Source organism: Deefgea chitinilytica (genome assembly GCF_016881405.1).
GTDB lineage: Bacteria > Pseudomonadota > Gammaproteobacteria > Burkholderiales > Chitinibacteraceae > Deefgea > Deefgea chitinilytica.
In genome coordinates this window covers 1-12,767 of the sequence record NZ_WOFE01000002.1, presented here as the reverse complement: position 1 = coordinate 12,767, position 12,767 = coordinate 1, and the positions used below count along the sequence as shown (strand labels likewise).

13 protein-coding genes are annotated in these 12,767 nt (G+C 50.0%); 2 read left to right on the top strand and 11 right to left on the bottom strand.

Annotation, left to right across the window (positions count from 1 at the left end; all coding sequences use genetic code 11):
- Positions 1–17 precede the first annotated feature (17 nt).
- Positions 18–2,633, bottom strand: coding sequence for an alanine--tRNA ligase (alaS, locus tag GM173_RS05685; protein ID WP_203570402.1), 2,616 nt, complete (start codon positions 2,631–2,633; stop codon positions 18–20).
- 278 nt (positions 2,634–2,911) lie between these two features.
- Between alaS and GM173_RS05680 the strand changes: the two genes are divergently transcribed.
- Complete coding sequence (locus tag GM173_RS05680) at positions 2,912–3,367, top strand: glycine zipper 2TM domain-containing protein (protein ID WP_203570401.1); 456 nt, start codon at positions 2,912–2,914, stop codon at positions 3,365–3,367.
- Between the two features lie 103 nt (positions 3,368–3,470).
- Here the strand turns inward: GM173_RS05680 and GM173_RS05675 are convergent, their stop codons facing one another.
- From GM173_RS05675 to GM173_RS05640, 8 genes are read right to left on the bottom strand one after another with little or no spacing between them, the layout of a single operon-like run.
- Positions 3,471–3,902 (bottom strand): nuclear transport factor 2 family protein, encoded by a 432-nt coding sequence (locus tag GM173_RS05675; protein WP_203570400.1) that lies wholly within the window; start codon positions 3,900–3,902, stop codon positions 3,471–3,473.
- Complete coding sequence (locus tag GM173_RS05670; protein WP_239078401.1) at positions 3,899–4,681, bottom strand: SDR family NAD(P)-dependent oxidoreductase; 783 nt, start codon at positions 4,679–4,681, stop codon at positions 3,899–3,901. Before GM173_RS05670 ends, GM173_RS05675 begins: the two co-directional genes overlap by 4 nt.
- 2 nt (positions 4,682–4,683) lie before the next feature.
- The gene (locus GM173_RS05665) at positions 4,684–5,208 is read right to left on the bottom strand and encodes a DUF3833 domain-containing protein (RefSeq protein WP_203570399.1); all 525 of its coding nucleotides are present in this window, start codon (positions 5,206–5,208) and stop codon (positions 4,684–4,686) included.
- The gene (locus tag GM173_RS05660) at positions 5,205–6,485 is read right to left on the bottom strand and encodes an MFS transporter (RefSeq protein WP_203570398.1); all 1,281 of its coding nucleotides are present in this window, start codon (positions 6,483–6,485) and stop codon (positions 5,205–5,207) included. Before GM173_RS05660 ends, GM173_RS05665 begins: the two co-directional genes overlap by 4 nt.
- Positions 6,482–7,012 carry a chalcone isomerase family protein gene (locus GM173_RS05655; RefSeq protein ID WP_239078398.1) on the bottom strand — a complete coding sequence of 177 codons (531 nt, stop codon included), beginning with the start codon at positions 7,010–7,012 and terminating at the stop codon, positions 6,482–6,484. The genes GM173_RS05660 and GM173_RS05655 overlap by 4 nt, the downstream gene beginning before the upstream one ends.
- A gap of 4 nt (positions 7,013–7,016) precedes the next feature.
- Complete coding sequence (locus GM173_RS05650) at positions 7,017–8,228, bottom strand: SAM-dependent methyltransferase (protein WP_203570397.1); 1,212 nt, start codon at positions 8,226–8,228, stop codon at positions 7,017–7,019.
- Entirely contained in the window at positions 8,225–9,040 is an 816-nt protein-coding gene (locus GM173_RS05645; protein WP_203570396.1) for a DUF1365 domain-containing protein, read from the bottom strand. Before GM173_RS05645 ends, GM173_RS05650 begins: the two co-directional genes overlap by 4 nt.
- Positions 9,037–10,317, bottom strand: a complete 1,281-nt coding sequence (locus tag GM173_RS05640; RefSeq protein ID WP_203570395.1) for an NAD(P)/FAD-dependent oxidoreductase — start codon at positions 10,315–10,317, stop codon at positions 9,037–9,039. The genes GM173_RS05645 and GM173_RS05640 overlap by 4 nt, the downstream gene beginning before the upstream one ends.
- A gap of 108 nt (positions 10,318–10,425) precedes the next feature.
- Between GM173_RS05640 and GM173_RS05635 the strand changes: the two genes are divergently transcribed.
- Complete coding sequence (locus tag GM173_RS05635; protein WP_203570394.1) at positions 10,426–11,034, top strand: TetR/AcrR family transcriptional regulator; 609 nt, start codon at positions 10,426–10,428, stop codon at positions 11,032–11,034.
- 73 nt (positions 11,035–11,107) lie between these two features.
- On the opposite strand, the gene GM173_RS05630 is transcribed toward GM173_RS05635, so the two are convergent.
- Positions 11,108–12,463, bottom strand: coding sequence for a sodium-dependent transporter (locus GM173_RS05630; protein WP_203570393.1), 1,356 nt, complete (start codon positions 12,461–12,463; stop codon positions 11,108–11,110).
- A 108-nt stretch (positions 12,464–12,571) separates the two neighbouring features.
- Positions 12,572–12,767 (bottom strand): hypothetical protein (locus tag GM173_RS05625; protein ID WP_203570392.1); only part of this gene is annotated, 196 nt, incomplete at its 5' end.

The following is a 12,767-nucleotide window of genomic DNA, read 5'->3' as shown; positions in this document are numbered from 1 at the left end:
TGTGTAAGATTTAACTTTTAAAGCTTGCCTTCCAGCCAACTCGCTGCCTCCTGCATTGCTTCTGGCAACTTAGCAGGCTCAGTGCCACCCGCCTGCGCTAGATCCGGACGGCCGCCGCCTTTGCCGCCTACGATTTGCGCGGCGACGTTAACGAGTTCACCGGCTTTGACTTTGCTGGTCAAATCAGATGAAACGCGGGCGATCAGGCTGACTTTGCCTTCCGATACACAAGCGAGTAGCGCGATGCCGCTCTCGAGTCGATCCATCAGCTTATTACTCATCTCGCGCAAGGTGGCGGCATCGACGTCTTCTACGATGCTGCCAATGCAACGCACGCCGTTGATGGTGCGCATGCCCACGCTGAGTAGTTGGTCGAGTTGGGCAAATGCCATTTGACCTTTGAGCGCGCTGACTTCTTTTTGCGCGGCTTTCAGCTCAAGCTGCAGTTTTTCCAATTTACCCAGCAATTCGCCCGGATGCGCGCCAACGATAGACGTTGCGGTTTTGAGTTCAGCATCTTGCGCTTGCATTGCAGCGAGTGCGGCTGTGCCAGTGATGGCTTCAATCCGGCGAACACCAGCGGCAATACCGCCTTCGGCGACGATTTTGAATAAGCCAATATCGCCAGTGCGCGTCACGTGTGTACCGCCGCACAATTCAGTGGAGAAGTCGCCCATTTTCAATACGCGCACTTCGTCGCCGTATTTCTCGCCGAACAAGGCCATTGCGCCGAATTTGATTGCGTCGTCGTAGCTCATTAAGCGAACTTGGGCTTCTTCGTTGGCCATGATGACGTGATTGACCAAGCTTTCGATCTTGGCGATTTCTTCTGCGGTAACTGCTTTCGGGTGCGAGAAGTCAAAGCGGGTGCGCTCAGCATTGACCAAAGAGCCTTTTTGCTCAACGTGCGTACCGAGTACTTCGCGTAGCGCGGCGTGCAATAAATGCGTGGCCGAGTGATTGCGCTGGCTAGCTTGGCGTTTGGCGATGTCGATGCTGGCGGTGACTTCATCGCCCACTTTCAACGTGCCGCTGATGATTTGGCCTTGATGACCAAATACATCGGCTTTCACTTTTTGTGTGTCGGTCACATTAAATACGCCAGGGCCAGCAATCACGCCTACGTCGCCCGCTTGGCCACCTGATTCAGCGTAAAATGGCGTGTGATCAAGTACAACTACGCCTTCGTCGCCATTTTCAAGCGTTTGCACTGGCTCACTGCCTTTGTATAGTGCCAATACTTTGGCCGAACGGCTCGCCTCGGTGTAACCGTGGAAGCATGATGCCTCGCCTTCGTACGCTAAACCCGCGGTCATTTTGAACGTGCCAGCGGCTTTCGATTGCTTGCGTTGAACTTCAAGCGCGGCTTCAAAGCCCGCGATATCGACGGTGACATTGCGCTCGCGGCATACGTCGGCGGTCAAATCAATTGGGAAGCCGTAGGTGTCAGACAATTTGAATGCGACATCGCCATCAAGCACTTGCTTGCCGCCAGCCAATACGGTGTCGAGCAAGGCCATGCCGTTTTCGAGCGTGCGACCGAAGATTTCTTCTTCGTTTTTGAGCGCTTCAACAATGTGGTCTTGGCGTTGGCGCAATTCTGGGTAGGCATCGCCCATGATTTCAGCGAGCGGTGCAACCAGCTTGTGGAAGAAATAACCTTTTTGACCGAGCTTGTAACCATGACGTACCGCGCGGCGGATAATGCGGCGCAATACATAACCACGACCATCATTGGAGGGTAAGGCACCATCAGCGACTAAGAAAGCGCAAGAGCGAATATGGTCGGCGATGACTCGTAATGACGGTGAATCAGCATCAGTTGCGCCGGTTTCGCGTTGCGCGGCTTTGAGCAAATGTTGGAATAAATCGATTTCGTAATTGGCGTGTACGCCTTGCATCACGGCAGAAATCCGCTCCAAGCCCATGCCGGTATCGACCGATGGTTTTGGCAGTGGATGCAAGACACCGGCTTCGTCACGGTTGAATTGCATAAAGACGTTGTTCCAGATCTCAATGAAACGGTCGCCGTCTTCTTCTGGCGATCCCGGAGGGCCACCCCAGTGGTGTGCGCCGTGATCGTAAAAAATTTCAGTACATGGGCCGCATGGGCCAGTATCGCCCATTTGCCAGAAGTTATCGGATGCGCCAGGGCCTTTGTTGTCGCCGATACGAACGATTTTATCGGCGGGAACGCCGATTTCTTGGTGCCAAATATCGTAGGCTTCGTCATCCGTGGCATACACGGTGACCATCAGTTTTTCTTTTGGAATCGCCAGCCATTCTGGGCCAGTTAAAAATTCCCATGCGTAGAAAATCGCGTCGCGTTTAAAGTAATCGCCAAACGAGAAGTTACCGAGCATTTCAAAAAAAGTGTGGTGGCGGGCGGTGTAGCCAACATTTTCGAGGTCGTTGTGTTTACCGCCAGCGCGTACGCATTTTTGGCTGGATGTCGCGCGTGTGTATGAGCGTTTGTCAAAACCTAAAAATACGTCTTTAAATTGGTTCATCCCGGCATTGGTGAACAAAATGGTCGGGTCATTCAAAGGAATCAAGCTGGAAGACGCCACAATTTGGTGGCCTTTACTGGCGAAAAAGTCCAAGAACTTTTGGCGAATCTGTGCTGATGTCATGGTTGCCTGAGAGTTAGAAGCAAAACGCCGATTTTACGGGAAAAGTGCCGTACTCGGTAGTCATGTCCGCATGTGCTGATATTTCTTTGTTTTTTGGTGGCAATCGCAGCACTTTCGATGCTTCGAGACTGGGGGCTCTGATTGTTTGGCAATCAGCTCGCGGCTTGTTTGAAAGATAATTTCAGCAAGCTAAAAGATTTTCTTGCGTTATAATTAATCAGCATTTTACGCCTCAAGAAATACTTTAAATTTATCTCTAACTGCAAGGTGATCACGAAATGAAAAATCAAATGACAATCTCTGGCCGTATGAAAGCGGGTTTGGCGATGGCTTCTTTAATTTTGTTTGCCGGTTGCGCGACAACAGAAGAGCCCTTGAAAATTCAGATGGGCACCATTGAGCAGCTTTCTGATGTGCAAATTAGTAGTGGTCGCCAATTGGGCGTCGGCGCGGTGTTAGGCGCAGGTGCGGGTGGCTTGTTGGGCTCATTGGTTGGTGGCGGTACAGGCCGTGATTTAGCGATTGTGGCCGGTGCAGTCGGTGGCGCGGTGGCGGGTAGCACGATTGAGCGCAATTACAATGATAGAGAGCCAACACAGCAGGTGGTGGTGCGTGTTGAGAGCGGTGTGTTGGTGGTGGTGAATCAACAACCCGCTGATCGTAGCTTGCGTGTGGGTCAGCAAGTGTTTATCGAAGGCAAAGGCAATAATGCACGGATTGCCCCACGCCAATAATGACTGCATTTGATTTTAAAAAAGCACAAACATGAGTTTGTGCTTTTTTTATGGGTATTAATTTATAGCCTTTATTAAATCAGCTCTGTAGTCATATACGCTGTTAAGTATTAGCTTGCTGCGGGACTGCAAATTTCGCTCTGAGCCAGCGAATTGGTGCACCGACAATCGGTAGTTTTTGCAGTAATTCTTCCGCCGCATCCCAGTAATCGCGATGCAGCGTGACCAAACCCGCTTCATCGAATATCAAGTGTGAGCCGCCAACGATTTGGTAGGGTTTGCCATGAAGGCTAAATTTAAATGTCCAGGTCACAAAGGCTTGCTGATTTTGTGTAATGTGATCACCAATAATAAAGCGCGGATTTTCGGTGGTGGTGAACATATGCTGGAAGATATTTTCAATGGCAGCAACACCAGTCACATCGTTAAATGGATCTTTAAATCTTGCCATTGGTGCATAAAACTGCGCGGCAAATTGCACCGTATGTGGGGTGAGTGTGCCGTACCAGTTGAGTAAAGGAAGTAATGTGTTCATGACGTCTTCACAAAGGTTGATAGCAAGTTAAATCGCCAGCGATAGGGTAGCAACTGCAGTAATTTCAGCGTTTGCGTAAAGCGGCGCGGAAAATGGATTTCAAATTTGCCGCTACTGATTCCTTGCCAAATCGCGGTGGCAGCCTGTTCTGGCGTTTGTAGCGCGGGCATTGTGAAGTCGTTTTTGGCAGTTAAATGCGTTTTAACAAAACCCGGATTGATTAGATAGACGTTTAATCCTTTCGGGTGCAAATCAGCATACAGGATTTCTGCCAAATTGATCATCGCGGCTTTGCTGGGGCCGTACACCGTGGCGTTGGGTAAACCCATATAGCCAGCGACACTGGCAATCAGGCCGATACCGCCGCTACCGCGCGCAATCAAATCGGGCAAAATCGTCGCCAGTCCGGTGTAGACGCTGCCCAGATTGATTTGCAGCGTTTGGGCTGCGGTGGCTGGGTCAACTTCCCAGCTGCGTTCTGGACGATAGTCGGCTGCGCAAAAAATGACTAAATCCACGCCGCCCAACTGCGCGATGATGTCTGCGTAACCGCGTTGCCAAGCTGCGGTATCCAGTACATCAAAGGGCAAAATCATGGCATTCGGATGCCGCTGCGCGACAATTTCTAATTGCGTCTGCCGACGCGCCGATAAAATCACCGCCGCACCTGCGGCGAGTGCCTGCTGCGCCAGCGCGGCACCAATTCCGCTGGAGGCGCCAATTAACCAGATGCGCTGAGCAGTCCAGTTTTCTATTGGCTGATTCAGTGGGGCAAACATGATTAATCTCTCTTTTTGAAAAAGAGTGTCACTTGGCCCAGCTCGAAGCCAAATTTCTGCATACTGGCGCGATTGAGCATGGATTTGTCGTCAATCAGAAACATCCAGTCGTCAAATTGCACTTCATAGGTTTTGCCATCGACCGGCAAATACATCGTGTAGCGCCAATTGAGCGCGTTGCCTGCAATTTTGCCCACCGCTTCGCCTTTTACATCGTCCGCCGTGCCGCGCCATGAGCCATCTGCGGTTTGCGTTAGCGTCCAGATTCGTTGCTGTGTGGTGCCGTCGTCATATTTAAATTGCTCGTCGAGCACCAATTTGCCGTTGTTGTGCGTGCCGGTGATTTCGACGTGGAAACGCTTTACGACCTCGCCGCTGCGCTTTTGAAACATGCCCCACGCGTCAGTTTTGCCAACGAAGTAATGCACTAAATCGAGTTTAGGCTCAGCCTTTTGATATTGCGTTATATCGGGTGACGCGCAGGCAGTCAGCAGGCCACATAAGGCGGCGATGATTGATTTTTTCATGATGAAACTCCTGCGGGTTCGGTTTTGATTCGAGTGAGCAACAAAAAGGCGATTAATTTGAAAGCGCAGGGCACGCCAGCGTAAACCCAAGCTAGCTCAGGCCCAGCAGGGCTGCCTGGTTGATAATCGAGCGCGGCTAAGGCTGGTAGTGCTAAGCCAGATAAGGCCAGCGCTAATTTGCCTAGTAAAGTCCAAACCCCAAAATAACTGGCAGGTGAACTGTCTTGCCGAATCAATTTGGCCAGCAGCACCGGTGGCAAAGCCAAATCAGCACCGAGTGCCAAACCCGCCGCGATGCAGACGATAAGGTAGGCGATGATGTCGCCTGCGCCCAAGGTCGCCGCACTGCAAAAGGCCAAAATCGCCAGCACCATGCCCCAACGCCAAGCGCACAAGACACCGATTTTCTTCGCGGCGGTGACCCACAGTGGCAAGCCAATGGCGGCAGCAATAAAGTAGCTGGCTAAAAAGGCCCCCGCGTAGCTGGGCGCTTGCAGGCGGTCGTTGATAAAAAACAGCGCCAACGTCGATGGGATCGCTACTGAAATCGCATTGAGAAAGTAAGGTGGTAAGAGCTGGCGAAAGCCTTGATGCGCTTTCATCAAAGCCCAAGTCGCTCGCCAGCTAGGCACCGTTTCTGTGTTCTTGGTACGTTGCCATTTGGGGGCAAACCGCAACAATACCCATACCGCGATGAGTAAAACTGCGGCAAAGCCAAGGCTGTAGTTGAGTAAATTATTACTGAGCGTGCTTGCGGGCCGACTCATGATCCAGCTTGGAATCACACTGGCGAGAATCACGCCAAATAAACCAGCACCCTCGCGCCACGCTGCCGCACCGAGTAAGCCTTGGTCGTGATTGGCGGCTTTTGCATCAATGCGCGCGCCCCAAGTTAAATAGGCGATATTGAGCATGCTGTGCGCGGTATAGGCTGCAACTAACATCACAGCAAGCCATAGCGACAGATACATCGTGTTGCTGCTTGAAACTGGCGGTAGCCATAAACCTAGAAATGCCACAGCTAAAATCAAAGCAGCACTCCAAAACCACGCGGTGATCTTGTCGTTGAGGCGATCAATCCAGCGCCCGAGCAGTGGATCTTGCAAGGTGTCAACCAAGCGCGCCAAAAATAAAACCCAGCCCGTTAAACCCAATGCCAAGCCAAGTTGCCCACTGTAATACGCCGGAATTTGCACATAGACGGGTAGCGCCGCCATTGCCAGTGGCAGGCCGAGCAGGCCATAGCTGGCGTAGGCGAGAGGGCGGGTGGTTTTCATGGCTGATTGCCCAATAGTTGCGCACGTAAATCTTTGTCTTTGCTGCGCGCATCAAACCAAATGGCAAAAAAGGCTTTAGCAAACTCGGGGTCGCGGATATCAGCGAGCAATTTATTGCGGCTATAAAAGCGACTACCTTCATTGGGAATAAACACGCCAATCAGTTGATCGCCTTCTTTGACGTCAGTGAATGCGCGTTGCATTTCACCTTCCCAACGCTTTAATGTTTCCGCGTTGTAGCGCGTGCCAAAGAGTCGCTTTATTTCGTCCAAACTGGTTTCAACAAATTGCTCACGGCTGATATTGCGGTGATAGGTCAGCTCTAAGGCAAACGGCGCATTCAAATCAAATGGCTTTTTTTCACTCCACAATTTGGCGGTGTAAATTCGCAGGCCAAACCAGCGTAAATCGCCGCTGCCGATGGCTTGCGCTTGCGGAATGTGCTCGCGCCAGAGCGTGGCATGTGCGGGTATTGCGATGCAGGCCATGCTAATCAATGCTATAGCGGAAATACGTTGGCTAAACATGGCTTTAATCTTTATGCAGCAAAAATTGCACGACATCGGTTTTGCCACCGTCAAAGCCCGCTTCGCAGTAGACAAAATACAGTCGCCAGATTCGCATGAATTTTTCATCAAAACCTTGTTCACTGATGCTGGCTTTTTCTGCTTCCCAAGCAGCACGCCAGCGGCGCAAGGTTTCGGCATAGTCACGGCCAAAGTGGTACTGATCGGTTGTGCGTAAACCGGCTTGGCTAGCCTTGGCGTTAAAACGTTCTGGGCTAGGCAACATGCCACCGGGGAAAATATATTGCTGAATAAAGTCGGTGCTGCTGCGATAGCGCTCGAATGCTGATTCGGCGATGGTGATGGTTTGGATTAAGGCTTTACCACCAGATTTAAGGCGTGCGGCGACGGTTTTGAAGTATTCAGGCCAGAAGCGCTCGCCCACCGCTTCAAACATCTCAATCGATACAATTGCGTCGTACTCGCCTTGCAAATCGCGGTAATCACAGATTTCGAGCTGTGCGAGTTCGCCTAAATCTTGTGCTGCGATGCGCTCTTGGGCGATGGCCAATTGCGCTGGTGAAATCGTCACGCCATGTACATGAATGCCAAGTCGTGCTGCATGTTCGGCAAAACCGCCCCAGCCGCATCCGATTTCGAGCACGCGGCTGCCAGCACGTAGGCCGAGCACGTCGATAATCCGTTGGTATTTGGCAATTTGTGCGTTTTGCAGCGATTGCCCGTAGTCACCATGGAAAATTGCGCTGGAATACGTCCAGCTTGGGTCGAGCCAGCGTTGGTAAAAAGCATTGCCAATATCGTAATGCGCATGAATATTGCGGCGGCTGCCTTCGCGGGTATTCGGGCGCAGCCAGTGCTTGATCCGGTACCACAATGTGGCTAATTTGCCGCCAAATACCATTTGATCGAGAACCGCTTCATTGCGCAGTGCGAGTGATAGTACGGCAGTCAGATCGGGGCTATCAATCCAGCCTGCTTCATAGCTTTCCGCAAAACCAATGTCGCCAGCGCGCAAAATGCGGCTGCAAGCACGCCAATCGTGAACTTGCAACGTCGCCGAAGGTGGCTGATGCATGTCGCCAAACATCAAATGTGTGCCTTCTGGCGTAATCAGTTGCAAGTGCCCTTGCTGCAAACGGGCAAGTAAGTTCAAAAATACTTTGGCAGCGGTTGGCGCGCTGCGGGCAACACTTTGCATAGCGTGAGTTTGATTCATGATGCGAGCTCCTGATTTTGCGTCAAGGTCTTGAGTGCTGTTGGAGGTGTTGAAGTGCTTAATTGCGTTGTGGGTGCAGCGGGTTTGCTAAAAAAGGGCACCCGTTTGCGCCATAGTAGAAAGGCTTGCCAGTGGATGCGGGCAAACACACTAATGGTTAGTAAAGGTTGGGCGAGCAGCGCTTGCCACAAGCTTGTTTGATTGAGTGTTAGCCGTTTACCGCCGACTGAGGTCTTGATGAGTAAACCATCATCATCAAAATAATCAATGCCAACCCATGCCGTTTGCGCGGTATCGCGGAATGTAAATTGATAGTGGCCTTGTACTTGGCAGAATGGCGATACGTGCATCATTTTGATGCATTTAAGCTGGGTATTACCATCAATGCATTGTTGATCATGGCTTGTAATTAGATACTGGTGGGTTTCGCCAAAGGTGTTGTTGACTTCAGCCAGAACCGCACGCAGCCCGCCTTGGCGGTCGTAGCAATACCAAAAGCTCACCGGATTAAACACAAAGCCTAAAACGCGTGGAAAAGTATGCAGCCAGATTTCGCCATCGGCATCGATATGGTGTTGCGCTAGCAAGTCGCGCATCCACTGCTCAAGATTACTGCCGTCTTTGGGGCCGTAATCGGCGGTGTAAATTGAGACGGGTCGCAGGCGGTTCATGCCAAAGCCAGTGACTTTGATTTCATCGAGTTTCGCTAGATTGACTCGCAAGCAAAAAACCGGATAGACAAAGCGATTGTTGGCGGGACGCAACCGTTCGTGCATCACTTGACCACGAATGATTTGGGCGGGTGCAATCATGGTAAGGTCGTCCAGCTTGGTGTGAGGCCAAAGTCAGCAACAACCCGCAAGGCCGATTTCAAACCGTCTTCGTGAAAACCGTAACCCGTCCACGCGCCAGCAAACCATGTCCGATTTTGGCCTTGAATGGTGTGTAGTTGTGCTTGTGCTGCAATCGCTGCGTGATCAAATACCGGGTGTTGATATTCAAATTGCGCAAGGATTTTATCTGCAGCGGGTGGGGTAAATGGATTAAGCGTAACGACGACGGGCGTTGTAAACGGTAAATTTTGCAATTGATTGAGCAGATAACTGACGCACACTGGGCGTTGCCCATCGATATTGGCACCGCCAAGGTAATTCCATGCGGACCAGACCTTTTTTGATTTCGGCAATTGCTGTGGATCGGTATGCAGTATCGCGGTATTGGCTTGGTAGCGTACCGCAGAAAGCACCGCCGTTTCGGCTTCGCTGGCATCACTGAGGATGGCCAGCGTATCGGGCGCATGCGTGGCGAATACGACCGAGTCGAATTGCTCCGCTTTTCCATCCGTATGTACCATCACGCCCGTCGAAATTCGTTCGACGCGGAAAACTGGAGATTGCAAGCGCACGTCGTTAAGCGTGGCGGCGATTTTGCGCACGTATTCACGCGCGCCGCCTTGGACGGTTTGCCACTGCGGGCGGTTATTGACTTGCAATAGTGCGTGATTAAGGCAAAAGCGCAAAAAGGTAGAAGCTGGAAATTCTAAAATATCATTGGGCGAACTCGACCAAATTGCGGCCGCCATCGGTAATAGATAAGCATCGCGGAAGGTGTCGCCATAATTGCCACTTGCTAGCAATTGGCCTAGTGTCGCTTTGTTGGCTAAGCATGCGGCTAAGTTGTCGTGTGCCGCTGCATTAAAACGCAAAATATCACGTAGCATGCCGATGAACGAGGGCGAAATCAGCCGACGGCGCTGGGCAAATACGGTATCAAGATTGGTACCCGCCCATTCAAGATCGCCGTCATCCAATGAAACGCCAAACGACATATCGGTAGCATAGGTATTGACTCCTAGCTCAGCAAATAAGGCGATTAGATTTGGATACGTGGCATGGTTAAACACTAAAAAACCCGTATCGACGGGATGGGTTTGGCCTTCAACAGTGATGTCGACCGTATTGGTGTGACCACCTAAATAAGATCCAGCTTCAAACAACACAACATCATGGCTGCGACTTAAAAAATAAGCGCTGGCCAAGCCAGAGATGCCAGAGCCAATCACTGCAATGCGTTGCCGAGCTGAATTCATGATTTTTCTACCGTTCATCATAATGGATGGTTTGTGTTTTTATACTTCAATGCTAAGATTACTACTAATTTAAAATAATATCTACTAATTAGTAGCGGAAATTTACCGATGAGTATTTTTAGCAAGTTAAGCTTCAAAGATCAAGCCTTCAAGCTGCGTGAAAATGCGATCTTGGATGCAACCACGAGCATTTTGGGTTCGAAAGGCTATGATCTGATGACGATGGATGATGTCGCCAACGCAGTCGGCATTTCTAAGCCTAGTTTGTATAAGCACTTCAAATCGAAAGAAGACTTGGTGGGTGAGGCATTGATTCGTTTGATCGATGGTGCAATTGATTTTTTGGCGCAGCTAGATGATGAGTTGCCTCCTTTTGAGAAGCTTAAGTCTTTACTCGAATGGGCTTTGCGAGTGCGCTTAGAGGGGGGGATGCCGTTCTTGCCGTCCACTAGCAATCACGTGCGAGAGATGCTGATGCGTAATTTGAAATACATTACGCGGGTGCTCAAGTTGAATGGTCAAATCGAAAAGCTGGTACTGGCAGCGCAAAAAACTGGCGATCTCAATCCAGAGCTGCCCAGCGATGTGATTTTATTTAGTTATTACTCGCGAACATGTGATCCGGCGGTTGAATATTTGCAGCGATTTAGCAAAATGGACAATGAGGCCATTATTCAGCATATGCTGCAAGTTGCCTTGGGTGGACTAACTAAATAAGGTATGGGTTCGGAGTGGCTTTTACGTATTGCCTGCTAAGCATTGCCAAATAAGCATTAGCAGGCAATACACCTTAGATTAACCCAAGTCCTTTGAGCATGATAATTAAAATTAGTGCTGGCGTGATGTAGCGAACTAGCATAAATACAGCTTTAATGATCCAGCCATTATTTAATTGACCTTGATTACTCAATTGCTTCTGTAGTTGTGGCAAGCCGTACACCCAGCCCACAAATAAACAAATCAAAATCCCGCCAATCGGCATCAGAATGTTGGAGCTGATGTAATCAAATAAATCAAATGGATTTAGGCCAAATACAGTCCAGCCTGCAGTGAGTGACATTGAGAGTGTCGCCGGAACCCCGAATAATCCAATTACACTAATACTCATCAATGTGGCTTGCTTGCGACTGAACTGAAAACGCTCAGAAAGCATGGCGACGGGCACTTCTAAAATCGACAAAATCGCGCCGGTGGCGGCAATTGCGGCAAGAATAAAAAACAGTGCCATAAAGAATTGTCCAAACGGCATGCTGGCAAAAACAGCTGGAATGGTCATAAAGACCAACGATGGGCCTGCTGCGGGTTCAAAGCCAAATGAAAACACCGCAGGGAAGATTGCTAGGCCCGCAAGTAGCGATACCGATAAATCTGCCAGCATCACGCGCGTTGCGGTCAAGGGAATGTTTTGTTCGTTGCGGAAGTAGCTGCCATACGTCAGCATCGTTCCCATCCCAATTGAGAGCTTGAAAAATGCCAAGCCAACGGCGGTGAGCATGACTGAAGCGGTGATTTTGCTAAAGTCAGGCGCAAACAAGAATTTAACGCCTTCCATTGCGCCTGGTAGTGTGAGGCTGCGCACACAAAGTAATACCAAGAGCAGAAATAAGATCGGCATTAGTTTTTTTGCGGCGGCTTCAATCCCTTTGGATACCCCGAGCATAATAATCGCGCCAGCCCAAGCTAAGACAACCCACTGCCAAAAGAGTGCTTGTAGTGGGTTCGATACCATTGCCCCAAAAGCAGCTTTCGCGCTGGCAGGGTCAGTGCTGTGAATGCTGCCAGTGATTGACTTGAAAATATAAGCAAAGACCCAACCCGCGACGCCTGTGTAAAACGCCAAAATCAAGACCGCAGAAATTAGCCCCATATAGCCAATGACGGGCCAGAATTTTTGCGACTTCGGTGCGAGTGTTTCAAAAGCGGTAACTGCATTAGCGCGCGAGGCGCGGCCGAGCATGATTTCGGCAATCATCACGGGCAGTGCCACCAAAAGTGTCGCTAGTAGATATACAACGAGAAAGCTGGCACCCCCATTGGTGCCTGTCATATAGGGGAATTTCCAAATATTGCCAAGACCGACTGCTGAGCCAAGTGTGGCGACTAAAACGCCAAAGGTGGAAGTAAATCCGTCACGATTGCTGCTCATGATGTCTCCCTAGGATATTGTTTAATTTAATATCCTTACACTATTCATATTAAGCACGTTACTTGTCCATGCGGGAAAACCCGCCACGAAGCGGTATTTTGATTTTTCTCATGTCTTAGATTGTGTTGCTTGCTTTGGGTGGATTGCAGCAATTGAATGGAGTTGCGGTGAAATTGGGTGTGTGGGGGCTGTCTCAGTCTGTTGGCTTCTTTGCACGATGAGCTTTGAAGTAAAATATTCATAAAATAATAATTCTTTATTATCAAAGGTTTGTTGTTTTGTGTGGATTTTATTTGCGCGCAGG

Coding starts and splice junctions, on each gene's coding strand:
- GM173_RS05650 (WP_203570397.1), bottom strand. CDS start 8,228: ATGAATCAAACTCACGCTATGCAAAGTGTTGCCCGCAGCGCGCCAACC.
- GM173_RS05645 (WP_203570396.1), bottom strand. CDS start 9,040: ATGATTGCACCCGCCCAAATCATTCGTGGTCAAGTGATGCACGAACGG.
- GM173_RS05635 (WP_203570394.1), top strand. CDS start 10,426: ATGAGTATTTTTAGCAAGTTAAGCTTCAAAGATCAAGCCTTCAAGCTG.
- GM173_RS05665 (WP_203570399.1), bottom strand. CDS start 5,208: ATGAAAAAATCAATCATCGCCGCCTTATGTGGCCTGCTGACTGCCTGC.
- GM173_RS05670 (WP_239078401.1), bottom strand. CDS start 4,681: ATGTTTGCCCCACTGAATCAGCCAATAGAAAACTGGACTGCTCAGCGC.
- GM173_RS05640 (WP_203570395.1), bottom strand. CDS start 10,317: ATGAATTCAGCTCGGCAACGCATTGCAGTGATTGGCTCTGGCATCTCT.
- alaS (WP_203570402.1), bottom strand. CDS start 2,633: ATGACATCAGCACAGATTCGCCAAAAGTTCTTGGACTTTTTCGCCAGT.
- GM173_RS05680 (WP_203570401.1), top strand. CDS start 2,912: ATGAAAAATCAAATGACAATCTCTGGCCGTATGAAAGCGGGTTTGGCG.
- GM173_RS05630 (WP_203570393.1), bottom strand. CDS start 12,463: ATGAGCAGCAATCGTGACGGATTTACTTCCACCTTTGGCGTTTTAGTC.
- GM173_RS05655 (WP_239078398.1), bottom strand. CDS start 7,012: ATGTTTAGCCAACGTATTTCCGCTATAGCATTGATTAGCATGGCCTGC.
- GM173_RS05660 (WP_203570398.1), bottom strand. CDS start 6,485: ATGAAAACCACCCGCCCTCTCGCCTACGCCAGCTATGGCCTGCTCGGC.
- GM173_RS05675 (WP_203570400.1), bottom strand. CDS start 3,902: ATGAACACATTACTTCCTTTACTCAACTGGTACGGCACACTCACCCCA.